The 15214-nt window shown below is 67.8% G+C and carries 18 protein-coding genes; 6 read left to right on the top strand and 12 right to left on the bottom strand.

Features of this window, described 5'->3' with window-relative positions:
* Positions 1–32: 32 nt before the first annotated feature.
* The 6 genes from PPSIR1_RS11795 to PPSIR1_RS11775 all read right to left on the bottom strand — a co-directional run bounded on the left by PPSIR1_RS11795 (position 33) and on the right by PPSIR1_RS11775 (position 3905).
* Positions 33–776, bottom strand: coding sequence for a hypothetical protein (locus PPSIR1_RS11795; protein WP_006971287.1), 744 nt, complete (start codon positions 774–776; stop codon positions 33–35).
* Positions 773–1651: a hypothetical protein gene (locus PPSIR1_RS11790; protein ID WP_006971286.1), complete on the bottom strand. Its 879-nt coding sequence runs from the start codon at positions 1649–1651 to the stop codon at positions 773–775. Before PPSIR1_RS11790 ends, PPSIR1_RS11795 begins: the two co-directional genes overlap by 4 nt.
* A complete protein-coding gene (locus PPSIR1_RS11785; protein ID WP_006971285.1) occupies positions 1651–1863 on the bottom strand; it encodes a peptidoglycan-binding domain-containing protein in 213 nt (70 codons plus the stop codon). Before PPSIR1_RS11785 ends, PPSIR1_RS11790 begins: the two co-directional genes overlap by 1 nt.
* Positions 1860–2000, bottom strand: a complete 141-nt coding sequence (locus tag PPSIR1_RS47715) for a hypothetical protein (RefSeq protein WP_006971284.1) — start codon at positions 1998–2000, stop codon at positions 1860–1862. The genes PPSIR1_RS11785 and PPSIR1_RS47715 overlap by 4 nt, the downstream gene beginning before the upstream one ends.
* A gap of 567 nt (positions 2001–2567) precedes the next feature.
* Positions 2568–3485: a hypothetical protein gene (locus tag PPSIR1_RS50120; RefSeq protein WP_006971282.1), complete on the bottom strand. Its 918-nt coding sequence runs from the start codon at positions 3483–3485 to the stop codon at positions 2568–2570.
* A gap of 3 nt (positions 3486–3488) precedes the next feature.
* A complete protein-coding gene (locus tag PPSIR1_RS11775) occupies positions 3489–3905 on the bottom strand; it encodes a hypothetical protein (protein ID WP_006971281.1) in 417 nt (138 codons plus the stop codon).
* A 490-nt stretch (positions 3906–4395) separates the two neighbouring features.
* Between PPSIR1_RS11775 and PPSIR1_RS11770 the strand changes: the two genes are divergently transcribed.
* Positions 4396–5163, top strand: a complete 768-nt coding sequence (locus tag PPSIR1_RS11770) for a hypothetical protein (RefSeq protein WP_045115845.1) — start codon at positions 4396–4398, stop codon at positions 5161–5163.
* Here PPSIR1_RS11770 and PPSIR1_RS11765 read toward each other — a convergent pair.
* A protein-coding gene (locus PPSIR1_RS11765; protein ID WP_086001240.1) for an IS3 family transposase occupies positions 5105–6528 on the bottom strand; the annotation gives its coding sequence in 2 pieces (ribosomal slippage) (positions 5105–6169 and positions 6172–6528; 1422 coding nt in all). The genes PPSIR1_RS11770 and PPSIR1_RS11765 overlap by 59 nt on opposite strands.
* Positions 6529–6732: 204 nt before the next feature.
* On the opposite strand from PPSIR1_RS11765, the gene PPSIR1_RS11755 reads away from it, so the two are divergent.
* From PPSIR1_RS11755 to PPSIR1_RS11740, 3 genes are all read left to right on the top strand, one after another.
* Positions 6733–7089, top strand: a complete 357-nt coding sequence (locus tag PPSIR1_RS11755) for a hypothetical protein (RefSeq protein WP_157595456.1) — start codon at positions 6733–6735, stop codon at positions 7087–7089.
* Positions 7089–9056, top strand: coding sequence for a hypothetical protein (locus PPSIR1_RS11750; RefSeq protein ID WP_006971275.1), 1968 nt, complete (start codon positions 7089–7091; stop codon positions 9054–9056). Before PPSIR1_RS11755 ends, PPSIR1_RS11750 begins: the two co-directional genes overlap by 1 nt.
* Before the next feature lie 504 nt (positions 9057–9560).
* Positions 9561–9938 carry a helix-turn-helix domain-containing protein gene (locus PPSIR1_RS11740; RefSeq protein WP_006971273.1) on the top strand — a complete coding sequence of 126 codons (378 nt, stop codon included), beginning with the start codon at positions 9561–9563 and terminating at the stop codon, positions 9936–9938.
* On the opposite strand, the gene PPSIR1_RS11735 is transcribed toward PPSIR1_RS11740, so the two are convergent.
* Complete coding sequence (locus PPSIR1_RS11735; RefSeq protein WP_006971272.1) at positions 9902–10480, bottom strand: RNA polymerase sigma factor; 579 nt, start codon at positions 10478–10480, stop codon at positions 9902–9904. The genes PPSIR1_RS11740 and PPSIR1_RS11735 overlap by 37 nt on opposite strands.
* Before the next feature lie 95 nt (positions 10481–10575).
* On the opposite strand from PPSIR1_RS11735, the gene PPSIR1_RS11730 reads away from it, so the two are divergent.
* Positions 10576–12090, top strand: a complete 1515-nt coding sequence (locus tag PPSIR1_RS11730) for a serine/threonine-protein kinase (RefSeq protein ID WP_006971271.1) — start codon at positions 10576–10578, stop codon at positions 12088–12090.
* Positions 12091–12098: 8 nt separating this feature from the next.
* Here the strand turns inward: PPSIR1_RS11730 and PPSIR1_RS11725 are convergent, their stop codons facing one another.
* The 3 genes from PPSIR1_RS11725 to PPSIR1_RS11720 all read right to left on the bottom strand — a co-directional run bounded on the left by PPSIR1_RS11725 (position 12099) and on the right by PPSIR1_RS11720 (position 13407).
* Complete coding sequence (locus PPSIR1_RS11725; protein ID WP_006971270.1) at positions 12099–12614, bottom strand: hypothetical protein; 516 nt, start codon at positions 12612–12614, stop codon at positions 12099–12101.
* 94 nt (positions 12615–12708) lie between these two features.
* Positions 12709–12876, bottom strand: a complete 168-nt coding sequence (locus PPSIR1_RS47710) for a hypothetical protein (RefSeq protein ID WP_157595455.1) — start codon at positions 12874–12876, stop codon at positions 12709–12711.
* A gap of 6 nt (positions 12877–12882) precedes the next feature.
* Positions 12883–13407 carry an RNA polymerase sigma factor gene (locus PPSIR1_RS11720; RefSeq protein WP_006971268.1) on the bottom strand — a complete coding sequence of 175 codons (525 nt, stop codon included), beginning with the start codon at positions 13405–13407 and terminating at the stop codon, positions 12883–12885.
* Positions 13408–13696: 289 nt separating this feature from the next.
* Here PPSIR1_RS11720 and PPSIR1_RS42470 point away from each other — a divergent pair, with 289 nt between their 5' ends.
* Positions 13697–14716: a serine/threonine-protein kinase gene (locus PPSIR1_RS42470; protein ID WP_006971267.1), complete on the top strand. Its 1020-nt coding sequence runs from the start codon at positions 13697–13699 to the stop codon at positions 14714–14716.
* Between the two features lie 8 nt (positions 14717–14724).
* Here PPSIR1_RS42470 and PPSIR1_RS42465 read toward each other — a convergent pair whose 3' ends face one another.
* On the bottom strand, positions 14725–15051 hold the full coding sequence (locus PPSIR1_RS42465) for a helix-turn-helix domain-containing protein (RefSeq protein WP_006971266.1): 327 nt from the start codon (positions 15049–15051) through the stop codon (positions 14725–14727).
* Positions 15052–15214: the final 163 nt, after the last annotated feature.

Here is a 15214-nt window from a genome sequence, read left to right as displayed (position 1 = left end):
ATCCTTGTTCTCCACTTCCTCGCTTCAAAACCTCATGGGATCAGCGCGGCCCCGCGATACTTCGGCCACTCCTCGGGCACGCGCCGCTCCAACACGCTCTTGGCCAGGCCGAGCGCCTCGCAGGCCCGCTCGCAGTTGCGCCGGGTCGTCCGCGAGCGGGCCTTCGCCTCATGGATGTCCGCCATCAACGCCGGCGAGGCCATCCCTCGCTTGACGGTCAGCACCGTCTTGGCGCTGTCGGGCAGCCTCCGAAAATCATCTCGCGCGATCAGCCGACGCACGTACTCGAGGAAGAACACCGTCGACTTCCACGGACTGAACACGTCGTAGGGCGACACGCGCCCGGTCATCAGCGCTTGGGTGCCCTTCCACGGGGCAAGGGCGTTGGCGGGCAGCAGTCCGTAGGCGCCGCCCGAGCCAAACACCCACATGTATCGCGGGTGGGGCGAGTCCGCGTAGGCCTCCGCGTTGCGGTCGTAGGCCGTCGCGGCCGCCTTCGCCTCGGCGACCTGCTGGTCTCGGGGGGCCTGCCGCGGCTTCGCCCACGCCGGGAAGAGCTCGACCTTGCCCAGCCCCGTGAGCGAGTTGCCCCGGCTCTCGGTGTAGCGCTGGAGCGCTGCCAGGGTGTGCACCGCATCGGGGAGCTCCCCCGTTCGGCGGAGCAAGATGTCATAGCCCGGCGAGGGGGCGCTCTTGACCAAGGCCAGCCCCAGCCCGCCGAGCGCCGACGCACCCAGGGTCCACCACACCCACGAAGGCACGCCGGACTCGCTCACGACTCGCTCCCTCCTCGAGTCTTGCCCGAACCGCTCACGCGACCCAGCCCGACGACGACACCGACGGCCGTCCCCACCGTCGCCACGGTGCCACCCACCAACCACCAGCGCATCTCCTGGACCTGCTCCCAGAACTCCGCGCCTTCCTCCCGAACCTCACGGCCCGACTCCTCGACCAGCTTCGCCGCCTTGTCCGCCTGGTCCTCGGCCGCGTCGAGCCTCGCCATCACCCGTCCCATGAAGCCCTTGCCCATCTCGTGGGCGTGCTCCCCCAAGATCCCGAGCTGATTGGCGAAGTACAGATGCATGATCGCATCCGGCACCGGCCCCAGCCCCGGCCTGCGCTTCACCAGCCCGAGGTAGACCTCGTCCGTGTCCGTGCTCGAGGGGTCGAGCCCGTCGAGCCGTTGCTTGTAGGCGTTGATGCGCCGGGCGTAAGCCAGGAACTCCCGGTCAAACTGCTCGCGCACCGACTCCGGGAAGGCCGACTTCGGCGTCCGCTCCCACAAGTCCTGCGCGATCTGGTGCACCCGCAGCGCCTCATCCCCGACCTCGTTCAAGAGCATGAGCAGCCGCCCCACCGTGCGCTCCTCGGGGTCATCGAACTCGGCCCACAGCGGATCGAGGATGTTGGTGTAGTGCATCGTCCCGCCGCCGATCAGCGGCACCTCCCCGGGCGCCCCCGGGTCGGGCTCGACGCCCGCGCCCATCGTCGGCGCAGGCCCATCGTCATGCACGTGCGGCCCCGAGGGCCCCAGCGTCGGGTCAAAGTGGGCGTGGACGGGCTCTTGCGTCGCCGGCCCATCGCCGACCACCCCAACATTCGGCGACTCAAACACGAAACCCGGCCGCACAAAGAGCTTCTTCAAGTCCATCACAGCCCCCGCTCGTCCCGGATGATCAAGAATATCGCCTTGGCCTCCATCACCAGCGCCAGCGCGACGATCGTCGCCGAGTCCAGCTGTCCGGTGACCGGGACCATCCGCTTTGGCGGCATCGCGTTGTAGTCCCGCTGAAAGCGCTGAACCTCCGCCACGCCCTCGCCGTAGCCCAGCTCCGCGAGCTGCTCTTGGAGCAGCGCGCTCATGCCTTCGACGCCTTCCGCAGCTCATGGAAGCGCACGCGGTTCGCCAGGGAGTTGTTGATCGCAATCTCCATCGCACGCAGCGTGTACTTGCCCGGCACGTCGTCCACCGAGAGCAGCCCCCGGTAGTGCTTGAGCATCGACGGGTCGTGGACCCCCGCCCCGAGCTTGACCTTGCCCGAGTCGATCCCCCGGATGATGCGGTTCCAGTCAGCTTGGAAGCGCTGAACCTCGCGGTTGGTCTCGTCGATCCCACCAGCGGCGCGGCCTCGATCTCGACGGTGTAGCCCAGGCTCCGCATGGCGATGCGCACCGCCATGGGCGAGGGGAACATCGTCGTGTTGTAGCCCTCGGGGTCGTTGCTCATGTTGGGCGGATGCCCCGAGGCCCGGCCGCCGCTCTTCGAGCCGCCCCCGCCCTTGGAGCCCTCCTTGTCCGACCCGCCGCCCTTGGCCTCATCGCCGCCGGGCAAGGGCGTGTCGTCGATGATCAGACCGCCGCCGCCCCACCAGCCCGAGTGCTCGCCGAAGCGAAACAGCCCGTAGGCCAGCAGCCCCAGCCCCGTCGCCACGCCCGCACCCACGAGGACCTTGGCGCCGGTCCCCATGGGCTCGTCGTCCGTCGCGAGGGCCGTCTCCGGCACCGCCAAGGCCCCCGAGCTCGACGCGTCCTCGGCCCCGGGCGGCGGCCCGTCCACGAGCTCGGTCTCAACCGGGCTCGGGAAGCTCAGAACGTTGCTCGCAGCAGCACTCGTGTCCGCCATCGTCTTGCTCCTGACTGGTCTGGGTGTGGGTGGAAGACTGCGCCCCGAAGGCGCTCACGGGGTCGAGGACGCTCCCGTCCTCGCGCTGGTAGGCGAGCCGCTCGCCGTTGATGAGGACCACGCGACAGCTGACCCCGGCCGCGAGCTCCCGGCCCATGGAGTAGGCGACGATGCTCGCGCTCGAGGCCGAGCGGGTCTCGAGCAGGCACCGGGCGTCTCGCAAGAGCGCGCCCTCGTCGAGCTCGAGGCCCGCACAGCGGACGCAGCAGGGCATGGTCTTGCCGGCGTCGCGGGCGAACAGCTGCGCGTTGATCTTGGCGACGGCCTCGACGATGAACACGAGCTGCTGGATACTCGGCAGCTCTGAGGACAGCCCGAGGCACAGCCGAATACAGCGCGTGGGCTCGGCGGGCTTCTCGATGGGCGTCTCCGGCTCGGGGCAGCGAGAGTCCTCCTTGGGCTCGGGCGTGGCCGGCTCACAGGGCCGCTCGTCTGCCTTGGGCGCCCCCGTCGGCTCCCTGGGCTCCTCGCACTCGCTGGGCGTCGTCGGCTCGGGCTCCTCGGCGCAGGGGTCGTCGCAGCAGCCATCGCCGCGCCACACCACCGTCGCCTCGAAGCGCTGGTCGCCGCAGCCACGGTTGGACACCGTGATCTCGAAGCCCTTCCCCGGGCTGCGGACCTCGACTTCGGGAGGGCTCGCCCCCGCCTCGGGGTTGTCCTCGGGCGGAAGCTCCGAGCTCGAGCTGCTCGACATCTCCGGAACCGCGCTGCTCGCCTCGTGGCTGGTCGAGAGGTTGGCCTCCCCCTCGCTCGTCGGGGTCTTCACCACCACCGTACGCGTGGTCTTGGGCTTCTCCGCCATGGCTCAGCCCTTCTCCACGATGAGGTTGCGGGTCAGGATCGCCAGCTGCGAGTGCAGCAGCACTTTCCCGGAGCGCCCGAGGACCGAGAGCATGCGCCCGTTGGTGTCGAGCTCCCGGCCGATCACCGACACGCTCGCCAGCTTCGCCGCCGAGCCCAGGACATAGTTCAGCGTCGGCCCCACGGGCACGTCACCGAACTTGATCGTCGAGATGGCGCCCGCGCCCAAGCTGGCGAAGCCCTCGAGGATCTCGACGGCGGTATCGTCGACCTTGGCGTGCTGCTGCTTGGTGGCGAGCTGCTGCGCGTCGATCGCAGCCTTCTTCTTGAGTTGGCGCTCGCGCTCCGCCTCGCGCGCACGACATTCCAGGCCAAAGGCGGTGGCCTCGCTCTCTTCTTGGATCGTCCGCAGCTCCTTCATGAAGTCCTCAGACAGCTGAGGAGCTGGGACGGGTACACGTTCATTTGGCATCGCAGACCAAGCTAGCTCAGGTCGATGTGTTTGGTAACTGGGCTGGCGAATGGGGACATCTTCAACCTTCAGAACTGCGGGAAATGTCCACGGTCGGACCGGTAACATATTACCCATTGTGGCGCGGACTGAACTCAGTCGCGCTTCAGTCGCAGCTCAGTCGAGCGACTCTAGTTAAATCGTTCTGAAACGGTCTGCGACTGAAGAGAGAGTCACAGGCCCTCATCCTTCAGTCAGAAGCTAGTTTCGCGGCTGCGCCGCATCCTGTATTCAGTCGAAGTACAGTCCGAGGCCCTGAGTCCTCAGTCAAAACACAGTCGCGCCAGAGTCGAAGTAGAGTCTCGGCTTTAGTCGCGCCTTAGTTCGGCCTCAGTTAATTGCTTGCACAGACCATGATTTGGGCTCAGAGTCATGACCATAGAAAGGAGCGATTGAGTCGATGCCCCAAAAGAAGCACCCCGTGGTCGCGCCACCACCGGAGTGGGTCAGCCTGCTCGACGAACACGAGGACGAGCTCGTCCGCGTGCGCTTGCTGTGGCGGACAGGCTCGTCCAAGTACCGGCCCGTCGTGCCGATCACCGCCGACTTCGAGTCCCTCGAGTCCGCGTCAGACAGGGCCTGGGAGGCCCTCGAGCTCAACGACACCCACTTCAACTGGCTCAGGACCGAGGGCGAGTCGCCGAGTGAGCGTCAGGGCCGGCTGGAGGGCGCCGCCTCACGCCTGTGGAGCTTCAGCCGCCGCTTCGCCCGAGCCCTCGATCAACGCTGCGACTTTCAGCTCCGTGGCTATGGCAACGACGACGAGGTGCTGTTTGAGAGCGGGGCACGCTTCAACCCCAACACCAACCCCGTTCGCTCGGAGGGCGACGACGAAGCCCGCGCGGCATCTCCCCACACACCCCCGCCCGGCCCCACCGCTGGCGCGGTCCCACCCGCCTGGAGTCGAGCCAGCCTCGAGGAGGAGGAGCGCCGGATCCACGGGCTCAAGGACGAGCTCATCAAGCGGCTGACGGAGGAGCGCAACCGGACGGATGAAGACTTCCGTAATCTGTCTCAGCAGTCGCCGACCCTCATCACCCACGCGGGCGAGATTCTCAAGGAGGCGATCCGGAAGGTGTCAATGAAAATGAGACAGCTTCGGGTTGGGTTTAGTGTCCCGCTGCGGGACTCGCGTGGGTATCGATGGTCTTGTTCGAGGGCTGGTTGATCCAGATCTCGGTCGGCAGCGAGGGCGGTGTTGGGGGTCCGTTTGGGAAGCGCTCGGGATGCGCTGCGAATGCAGCGGCGAGCGCTCGGGCACGGGCCTCCTGCCGCTCCTCAGCGAGGCCATGGTGGATGTCGTGGGGGGTCATCAGCCCCAGGCCGCTGTGGAGATGTTCGTGGTTGTACCAGCTGAAGAAGTCGCGGCAGTGGCTCTCGGCAGCGGCGAGGTCATCGAAGCGCCCGGGGTACTCGGGTCGGTACTTCAGCGTCTTGAAGTGGGACTCGGAGAAGGGGTTGTCGTTCGAGACCCGTGGCCTCGAGAAGCTCTTGGTCACGCCTAGGTCGGCGCAGGTCTGCGCGAAGGTCTTGGAGGTCATCGGCGAGCCGCGATCTTGGTGCAGCGTGAGCACCTTCGGCTCGATCTGCTGCCGAGCGCAGGTCTCGGTGATGAGCCGCTGCGCTAGACCTGCCGACTCGGCCTCGGCGATGAGCCAGCCGACGACGTAGCGACTGAAGAGGTCGAGGACGACGTAGAGGTAGAAGTAGGTCCACTTGCGCGGGCCGAGCAGCTTGGTGATGTCCCAGGTCCACACCTGGTTTGGCGCCCTCGCGCACAGCCGCGGGGTGGCGTTGGGGGGATGCACGCGCTGGTTCCTGCGTTCGCGGACTTCGTCGTTGTCGGTCAAGATCCGGTACATGGTGCGGACCGAGCACAGGTGCTTGCCTTCGTCGAGCAGCCGCCCGTAGACCTCAGCAGGGGCTTGGTCGACGAAGCGTTGTTCGTGGAGGGTATCGAGCACCGCCTGGCGCTCTTGTCCCGACAGCGCGCGCGAGGGCTTCGGGCGCGGCCGCTTGGGTCCGTGGAGCTCCCCGTAGCGCTTGCGGTAGTAGGTCGCACGAGACAGGCCGAGAGCGGCGCATGTCGACTCGACGCCGAGCTCGGGGGCGACCCGGTTGACGATGTCGATCATGGCTCCTCGTCCTTGCCGAGTTCCTCGAGCATCGATGCCAATTTTTTTTGGACCTCGACGAGGGCCTCGGCGCGCTCACGGCGGGCGCGCTCCTTGGCGAGCTGCTTCTCGAGCTCGGCGATCTTTTTATCGCGGGGGTCGGTCTTCGGCTTGGGCCCGCGCTTTTTCGGCTCGAGGGCCGCGAGTTCACCGAGCTCGCGGGCTTGCCTCCAACTCGACAGGTGCGACGAGTACAAGCCCTCACGACGCAGCAGCGCGCTGACCTCACCAGGCTTGGTGCAGGCATCGGCTTGCTCGAGGATCCGGCGCTTGTACTTGGCCGTGAAGCGCCGCCGCTTTGGTTTTGCCACCACCTGTACTTCGGGCTGAGTCTGGCGTGGTTTGGTTGTCTGAGTCATCGGCTGGCTGGTTCTCGCCCTCTACACTAATCTCGGGGGCTTCGCTGTCTCACCCTTGTTGGCACAGAGGGCCGGGTCGTCGAGGAGCTGGTCAGCCAGCGTACGGGTGATGTCGAGGTCCGCGTCCGTGCCTTCGCCGAGGAGCAAGAGACCCGCCGCGAGGCCTTGCGACTGGAGTGGCGCCGCTACGCGATGGACACAGTCTTGGGCAACCTCGTGCCTTTGGCCTCGACGGTCTTCGACGCCTGGGCGAACCGTCCAACCAGCAACATCGCGCAGTTTGAGTACGCCCAGCAGGCGATCGCTTACCTCGGGATGACGCTGAACGAGTCGCAGCTGTCGACCCTCTTCAACGGCAGTCACGCCGCCTGGCAGAACTTCGTCGAGATTCTCGAGTATTCGGCCAGCCAGACAGAAGAGCGGGAGGCCATCCGGGCGCTCAAGGGTCTCGAGGTCTTGCTCCGCAGCCAGCGGTTCCGAGACGTCGCGGACCCCGAACAGCAGCTGGCCGCCCGCTTCGTCCTGGCGCGCGCCGCTTTGTACCGAGTGGGCGAACTCTGATGCTCCTACGCCCCGATACCACCTTCCTCGATGAAGCCACCAACCGATCCGAGCGTATCTTCCCGCGCGGCGAGGACTGGCTCCACTTCGAGTCCAAGCTCCCCGGCGGCACCGTATTCGCCAACGCCGTGCTCGAGCCTGCCGTAGGCGTCATGGGCGAGCTGGCGCTGGAGACCTTCGCCAAGGCGGACTGGTCCAATTGGATCTCCGCCACAAAGATCAGCCTCTACGAGGTCGGGACCCGCGTCGGCCTCACGCCGATCACAGCTGCCCCGCTGACCCAGTCCCTGGCGAGCGTCTACAGCGACATCGAGTTCGCCTTCTCGTCCTACCAAAGCGGGGCGCTTCCCGAGGAGGTCATCCCCGACCTGCTGAAGAACGCGGGCCTGCAGGCGCTCCAGCAGATCACGGGACAGAGCACGCTCGTGGCCCAGACCGTCGCGCAGGTCGTGGCGGCGGCGATGTGGGCGGTGGACGTGGTCGCTGCTCACCGCTCGCAGGAGCTGCAAAAGCACGTCGCCCTGCCCCCCTTGCAGAGCGAAGACCCCGCCACGGACACCTGGCAGGTCAACCGAGCATTCGAGGCCATGCGCCAGCGCGGTCACGGGGGCGTTGTCTTCCCCGACGGGGGCATGCAAGCGGCCTCGAACGCCGACTACACCGCGTTTTTCCTGCCCGCCTATCGCTACGACAAGCCCTGGAACATTCAGTACCGCGCCCAAGGCGTGACGGCGCAGCAGGGCGACCCCATACGCGCACGGGGTCCGCGAGGCGAGACCGAGTACAAGTTCGACGTCGACGACGCGTCGACCTTTGGCTTCATGCCGGGCACGACGACGACCCTGCGTGTGTTGCAGGCCTCGTATCGCTTCTACCAGAGCCCACGCGGGACTCCGGTCGATCGCTACACGCTGCGCTGTCGCGGCGTGGACAAGCCGTGTTGGAAGAGCCCCAAGAGCTTCGACGGCTCCAAGAATTGCCGCCAGTGCGTCATGGCGGAGTCGGTCTGGCCCACGAAGGGGGTGGGCTGGGCCTACGGCGGCGCCCCGCTTAACGCGACAACGCCGGGCGAGAACGTCGGGGCCTTTTACCCTTCGTTAAACAAACTATTGCTAAACCTGCTCGAGAGCGTGGTCCGGCTGGGGCCGCTGATCTACACGGTCGACTTCGAGCGCGTCTACGATCGATGGAGGGCGTCCTTCGAGCTGTTTTGGGAGTTTGTGCGTCGGGAGTGGGGGCGCCATGGAGGGCCAGGCTGGCGCGGGCAGCTCGCGCGCCTGGCCACGTTGATGACGGTCTTTGACTCGGACGGAGGGCTCGTCGTCGGGGGGAGGCTCCCAAGGATGCCGCTGAGTCGGATCCAGTCGCCCCTCGAGGCCGAGTTTGGCGTCCCCTTCGAAGCCTCGGTGTTCAGCGAGCTGATCGCCCCTTACTGTCGCGACGCGGCCGCGATGCAGCTGCACGGCCTGGACACCTTGGAGGTCGCCTACATCCCCCCTGGGGCTGGGGCGCTCTACAAGCCGGGCGGCGGGGTACGAAGCTCACCCCTCGGCAGGCGCTTCGTGGACGCGCGCAAGCAACTGCTCATGAGCAGCAAGCGGATGCTGGTGGACCTGCGCCAGGTCAGCGACCCCGCGTACCGAGCGGAGCTGCGCGCCTCGGGCGTGAAGGAGTCGACGGTCAACCCGCTGCTCCACGGCAGCCCAGGAGTGGGTCACGAGCTCCTCACACCGCAGTCGAAGCCTGCGCGCGCCCCCAAGCGTCCGAAGCGAGCGACGGGCTCCCCCTTGTCGGGGCTGGCGGCTCTTGCCGCGGGAGCGCCGAGGCCGGATCGAGGACCGGCTGGAGGCGTCGCGGTCGAGAGCCAGCCTCGCAGCTCGGGCGGCACCGCGGTGGCCGCGCTCGCGGCCTTGGGGGCTGCGGCTACGGTCGTGGGGCTGCGCGTTCGTGACAGCGACGACCCCTGACACCCTCTCGCTGAAACTTTTCACCCGGCGAGGAGATGGAGGGGTGGTGCGCAGCGCAGACTTCATCCCTCTCCTCGAGCAGGCGCAGCGGCGAGCGATCGTCGCGGTCTTGCGGGGCCATCCACGCTGGACCTTGGGTGACCTGCTCGAGCACATCGAGCGCTCGGGGCCGCGGGCGTCGGCCTTGCGAGGTCTACGCCTCGAGGAGCTTCAAGGCTGCCGCGCTCGGTCGATCCCCAGGAGCGTCGACGACCTTCGACGTCTCGAGCAAGCACGCCACGTCGCGGGGGCTGAGTTTGACGAGCTGGTCCGGGCGGTGCTGCTCGAGGCTCGGGCTGTCTCTCCTGGCGGCTGGGTGTCCGCGGGCCACGTCAGAGAGCGCGTCGGGGGCCCCCGGTGGAAGCTCCTGGGCTCCTTTACGCGGCTCGTCGAAGCTGGCCTCGCCGAGCGCAAGGGGAAGACCAGCTCGACTCGATATCGCGCTCTCGACTCTGGGGGGGCGCCTTGAGCCACAAGCAACGGAGCGACCCGGAAGCCCGCCGCTTTGGCCGGCACATTCGGGCCCTGCGGAGCGAGCGAGGTCTGACACAGGAGCTGCTCGCCGAGCGCTCGGGGCTTTCAGCGGACAGCGTCCGGAGCCTCGAGAACGGGAAGTTCTCGCCGAGTCGGGGGACCCTGCGCAAGTTGTGTACAGGCCTCGACCTCCAAATGAGCACCTTCTTTCTGCTCTATGAGACAGGCGGGCGCCGGGGAGAGCACGAGCTGCTGGATCTGTTGAGGACTCGGTCCCCAGCGGAGCTTCGAGCGCTCACGGCGATCGTGCGCGAGCTGATCGCCCAGCTCGATCAGCTCAGCCCGCCGGAGGTCGAGGGGCAGCTCTGAGGGGTCCGGCGGCGCGCCGCGATGCGCTGCTGGAGGCGCTTGCGCCCCCGGCGACGGTGCGTTCGAACGGTCGCTTCCGGGAGGCCGTGTCGGCGGGCGAAGGACGCGACATCACCACCGCGGAGCTGATCCTCTACCGCCCGACGAAGGGGAGACTGGAGCCGGTTCATCTCGCTCTCCAACATGCGCGCGTGCTCGAGGCGCTCGACCCCGCTGCTGGGGCTGGTCCCGAGGTTGTGCTCGAGCAGGCTCGCCGCGTTTCGACGCTCGGCTTGACGACGCTTCCATTCCCGCATGACGAGGATCCGGGCGATGCGGTTGACCCAGCGGCCGAAGGCCTCGGGGTGCTCCGGCTCGAAGGTCGGGATCAGGCGCCAGACGGTCTCCGCGGCGGTCTGGGCGAGATCCTCGGCGACGGTCTTGCCAAAGCGCTGCGCGAAGTAGTGGTGTAGCCAGTGGTTCAAACCAGCGCCCAGGGCCTCTTTGGGTCCTCTGCGCTCCGAGTTGTCGGCGAACTCGCTATAGAGGCGATCGAGCTCCACGAACAGACTCTACACCTTCGCGAGGGGGAGGGACTGGCCCGAAGACCAATCACCCGCCGCGCGACCAGTCAGTGTTATCGTCGCCTCCCTTCGAGATGGCCGTAGACGACCGCGACGACCCCCACGGCATGCGTGCGCTGAGCGTGGAGGAGATCCAGCGCCTCATCGAGGAGGTGGGGGACGAGGACCCGCCGGAGCTCCCCAAGGAAGAGCAGCTCCCGGAGCGGTGGGTGGGGCTGCTCGCGCGCATCAACGAGCACCGCGTCTTGCGGGTGATGGACCTCGACATGCCTCGCATGCAGGTCGGCCGCTACGTCATCGAGGAGATGATCGGCCACGGCGGCATGGGCGTGGTCTTGCGCGGCTGGGATCCGGTGCTGGGGCGCTGGGTCGCGCTCAAGCTGTGCCTGGCCGCTGGTGTGGAGGCTGAGGGCGTGCTCGAGCGCGAGGCGATGGTGCTCGCAAAGCTTCGACACCCCAACGTGGTGACCGTGTACGACGTGGGGCGCTTCGAGGGGAGCCTCTACATCGTGATGGACTACGTCGAGGGCGAGGACGGCCGGGCGTGGCTCGAGCGGTGGCCGCCCGTGGCGGAGGTCGTGCGCGTGTACACGGCGGCCGCGCGCGGGCTCGCGGCGGCGCACGCCCAGGGGATCCTCCATGGGGACTTCAAACCGTCAAACGTGCTAATCGGCGTGGGGGGCGAGGTCGTGGTCGCAGACTTTGGGGTCGCGGAGCTCCTGGGCTTTTTGGAGTCTGGCGAGGACCACTCGGAGGATAGTTGTCGTCGGCGCGGCGGGACGCAGGCCTACATGGCCCCGGAGCGGCTTCGCGGCGGGCGGGGGGACGCGCGCTCGGATCAGTTCTCGCTGTGCGTGTCGGCGTGGCACACCTTGCATGCGATTCGGCCCTACGCTGGCGAGACCACGGGCGAGCTGCTCGAGTCCATGGAGGCGGGGGAGGTGCGGTGGGGGGAACTGGCCCTGCCGGGGATCCCCAAGGCGATCGAGGATGTCATGCTCCGGGGGATGCACGTGGACCCGGGGCAGCGGTATCGCAGCCTGGAAGCACTGATCGACGCGCTCTCCGACGCGATCGAGCCTGATGCTGGCGGCGCGGAACCACTGCGCGAGCAACGATGGCTGCACGCGGCCGTGCTCGCAGGGGTGCTGTGTGTCGTGTTCGGTGTGGTGCTGGGGAGCCTGTGGGCGCAGGTTCGAGCGCCTCGGGCCGGGGAGGCGATCCCCGAGGTCGAGGTCGAGGTCTCCATGCCGGCCGAGTCCCTCGTGGACGTGGCGGTGGGCTTGATCCAGCGGGGGAAGTACGACGAGGGCTTGGTCGTGTGGAAAGGGGAGCTCGAGCGGCGGGAGCTGGCGGGCGAACCCATTGCTCCCGCCGCGCTTCGCGTGGGGCGAGTACTGCTCAAGCACGGCGAAACCGCGTTGCAGGCGGGACAGTTCGAGTTGGCGAGTGAGCTGGCCAAGGAAGCCAAGTCCGCGAGCCTCGAGGCCAAGCATGAGCTGTGGACTAACGGGGCATCAACCAAGGAAGCCGTCGAGCTCTTGGAGGATGGGCGGTCCCTCGACGAACGTGCGTCTGCGTCTCAGTGACGACTAAATCACTCGTCTTCGAGACAGTCGACGGTTCCGTCCTCGTTGGTCGCTCCCCCATCACATGCGACGAGGTAACCGCCGACCTCGCCGCACGCTACCGTCAAATCGACAGTGATGGTCTCGCAGCCTTGCGAGGTGCAGCACAGCAGCTCCGACCCCTTGGCCTCGACCGGAGGCACCCCCACGTACTCCACGCAAAACCCGAAGTCGCACGCGTCGGGGAACGGCTGATAGCAGGTGACGCCATCGGCTGTCGCCTCCCCGAACTCACAGGAGTAGCGGTCGCTACCGGTCGCGCAGCGCCCGTTGTCGTCGGGAAGGTCGCACTGCGCGTCGTCGCCATCGATGTCGCAGCAGACCTCCGCATCAAGCCGCGGCGCGTCCGGCCCGGTCCACTCGCAGTAGCGCGAGAGGGTCTGGCCGAGCACATCGGTGTAGGGGCTACCGTCGTCGTCTGTGAGGATGTCTCCACAAAGATCGGGAGCGACTGCAAGAGTGGTGAGAATGATCGCGAGTATCATAAATGGACGCTATCACTGACCTGGCACCTCGCTGGGCCGGTCAGTGTCGCGTCCAAGGATGTGACGGGCGGGTCTCCCGCCAATGTTCGCGTGTTTAGGTGGATGGGTCTTCGAGGGCCTCGACGAGCAGGAGCAGGTGACTCACGGAGAAGCACGCCGGGACCTCGAGGAGCACGTCTCCGATCGTCAGCAGCACCCGGGGGCCTTCGGAGTCGGCAAGCGCGGCATGGATGCGGATGGTGGTGTCTCGAGTGTCAGGCACGCGCAGCTAGACGGGGTTCGCCAACGTTTGATCCTCACGTTCGAGCCTGGTCCGCATCATCGTTCGGGCCCGGGACACACGGGAGCGGACGGTGTTCTCCGAGCAGCCGAGGGCCTGGGCGATGGCTTTGTTGCTCATCCCCGTCAGCCACAGCCGGACGGTCGACTGGAAGGGCTCGGGCAGCTGCGAGAGCCAGCGGCGGAGCCTGGCGATCTCGTCCGCGTGCTCGAGGCGAGAGGAGAGCGTGGTCGCAGGGTCGGGGAGGGACTTTGAGACGAAGTGCTGCCGGGCGCGGCGCGGCCTCGTCGTCCGGTACCACTCGGCGATCTGGCGGCGCGCGACGGCCCGGAGGAAGGTGCGCAGCGAGCTCTCGCCGCGGTAGCTCGGGCAGGCGAGCCAGGCGTCTTGGGCGAGGTCTTCGGCGATGTCGCGCGAGCCGATCTTGCGACACAGGTAGGTGACCAGCTCGGCGTTGAGCTGGCGCAGGGTCTTGGGGCCTGCGGCGATGGGCCAGCGCTGGAGGTCGTTCATCGGTGGACCGTAGCAACGCGGGCCTTCGGGGACGCGGGCACATATCCACTCTCCGTGATCGCAAAACCTCCCGGGGCAGGGGTGGGCGTGGTCGCTAGCCTGCGCGAGCGTGGATGAGAAGAGGGAGAGCTTGCCGCGGTGGTGGGGCCCGGAGATTGGGGGAGCACATCCTGAGCTCGAGCGGATTGTGGCGGAGCTCGAGTATCGGCTACCGGAGTCGAGGAGCTCGGCGCGGTACTTGCTCATCGCGGACTCGAGCAGCTCACCCTCGGTGCGGGTCCATGTCGCCGTGGATGCGCTGCTGGGGCGGGTCGTCGTGATCAAGAGCCTCGAGCATCCCGAGGCGCTCGCCGAGGCCCGGGCGGCGAGCGAGGCCCGACACCCGAACGTCGTCGGCGTCCATGGCTTCGGCGAGCACGAGGGCCGGGGCTACATCGTGCTCGAGTTCTGCGAGGGGCAGACCTTGGACCAGTGGTCTCTCGGGCGTCCGTGGCGGGAGGTGCTCGCGCGGATCATCGAGGTCGGCGACGGGCTGCTCCACTGCCACCGCCGCTTGCTCGTGCACGGGGACGTCAAGCCAGCGAACATCATCGTCACCCGAGGCCGCGCCGTGCTCATCGACTTCGGGCTCGCGGGACGGCCCGACCTCGCCGAGACTTTCGCCGGGACCCCTGGCTACATCGCCCCCGAGCTCCTCCAGGGCCGCCGTAGCCCCTCCAACGATGTCTTCGCCCTCGCGTGCACCGCGTGGGCCTGCCTGTTTGGCACCCATCCACATGCGGGCTCCTCGGCCTCGACCCTGCTCATCGCCGCGACGGAGCGCGAGCTCCAGCGTCCCGCTCGCCTGCCCAGGGGGATGCCCGAGGCGCTCGTCCGGGTGCTCGCGTCTGCTCTGGAGCCCGAGCAGGCGAAGCGCCCGGAGCTCGCAGAGTGGCTCGCCCAGCTCCGTCAGGCCGCTGCTCCCCCGCGCAGGCCCCACGTGACCCGGTTGCCCATTGCCCTGGCCGTGCTCTTCGTGGTCGCGCTCCCCTACGCCGCGCACATAGCCGCTCTCACACCCGGGGTCGCTGCCAGGGTGTATCGTGCGCCGGTGGACGAGCGTCCCATGCACGAAGTCGTGAGCGCGAACATCTTGCGCATCGCCGACGCCAAGGACATCCCGCTCACGGAGATCGCCGACAAGGCCGGCCTGGACCGGCGCGAGTTCTTCGCCGTGCTCGAGGGCGAGAAGGAGGGCGACTTCGACTGGCTCATCGCCGTCGCGCGGGCCCTCGGGGTCCCGGCGTCGCAGCTCGTGCTCGAGACCTGAGCGCGGCCTCAGCTGGTCATCGACGCCTGCACGTAGAGCGTGCCCAGCATCGCCACGGCGACCTCCTTGTGCGGGGAGGGCAGGGCTCGGAGCATCACCGCGAGGTCGTCCTCCTCGTCGTAGTGGTCGGTGATCAGCGCGACCTTGGGGACGTTGAGGCCCTTGGCGAGCTTGGTCAGCGTGTCGAAGGACGGGCTGAAGGCCGCGTTCTCGAGGCGCCGGACGCTGTCGACGGAGACCTCGGCGGCTTCGGCGAGGGCCTCCTGGGTGAGCCCCCGGCGCTTGCGGAGGGTTCGGAGCCGTTCGCCGAGTTCCTCTCGCGTCATGACCTCCATGGCGCGGGCCTCGGCTGGGGGAGAAAGGGCGGCAGGGGGCTATGGAGCATGCGTACCTCGCGGGCATGCGGGCGCGAGGCGGGTAGGAGACCACCCCGCTACTGCCGTGCCCGACTTCGCACGGCAGGCCGTACAACAGCCCAGGCAGGGCCGCGCATGGCGT

Origin of the sequence: Plesiocystis pacifica SIR-1, from assembly GCF_000170895.1 — a bacterium.
Classification (GTDB): Bacteria; Myxococcota_A; Polyangia; order Nannocystales; family Nannocystaceae; genus Plesiocystis; species Plesiocystis pacifica.
Note: the sequence above shows the minus strand (reverse complement) of the source record. Positions and strands in the feature narration are given on the sequence as shown.

Excerpts from the sequence above, each read along its gene's own strand:
- PPSIR1_RS11725 (WP_006971270.1), bottom strand. The coding sequence starts at position 12,614 with ATGATACTCGCGATCATTCTCACCACTCTTGCAGTCGCTCCCGATCTT.
- PPSIR1_RS11785 (WP_006971285.1), bottom strand. The coding sequence starts at position 1,863 with ATGAGCGCGCTGCTCCAAGAGCAGCTCGCGGAGCTGGGCTACGGCGAG.
- PPSIR1_RS42465 (WP_006971266.1), bottom strand. The coding sequence starts at position 15,051 with ATGGAGGTCATGACGCGAGAGGAACTCGGCGAACGGCTCCGAACCCTC.
- PPSIR1_RS11720 (WP_006971268.1), bottom strand. The coding sequence starts at position 13,407 with ATGAACGACCTCCAGCGCTGGCCCATCGCCGCAGGCCCCAAGACCCTG.
- PPSIR1_RS11770 (WP_045115845.1), top strand. The coding sequence starts at position 4,396 with ATGCCCCAAAAGAAGCACCCCGTGGTCGCGCCACCACCGGAGTGGGTC.
- PPSIR1_RS50120 (WP_006971282.1), bottom strand. The coding sequence starts at position 3,485 with ATGGCGGAGAAGCCCAAGACCACGCGTACGGTGGTGGTGAAGACCCCG.
- PPSIR1_RS11730 (WP_006971271.1), top strand. The coding sequence starts at position 10,576 with ATGGCCGTAGACGACCGCGACGACCCCCACGGCATGCGTGCGCTGAGC.
- PPSIR1_RS47715 (WP_006971284.1), bottom strand. The coding sequence starts at position 2,000 with ATGCTCAAGCACTACCGGGGGCTGCTCTCGGTGGACGACGTGCCGGGC.
- PPSIR1_RS11790 (WP_006971286.1), bottom strand. The coding sequence starts at position 1,651 with ATGGACTTGAAGAAGCTCTTTGTGCGGCCGGGTTTCGTGTTTGAGTCG.
- PPSIR1_RS11775 (WP_006971281.1), bottom strand. The coding sequence starts at position 3,905 with ATGAAGGAGCTGCGGACGATCCAAGAAGAGAGCGAGGCCACCGCCTTT.
- PPSIR1_RS11750 (WP_006971275.1), top strand. The coding sequence starts at position 7,089 with ATGCTCCTACGCCCCGATACCACCTTCCTCGATGAAGCCACCAACCGA.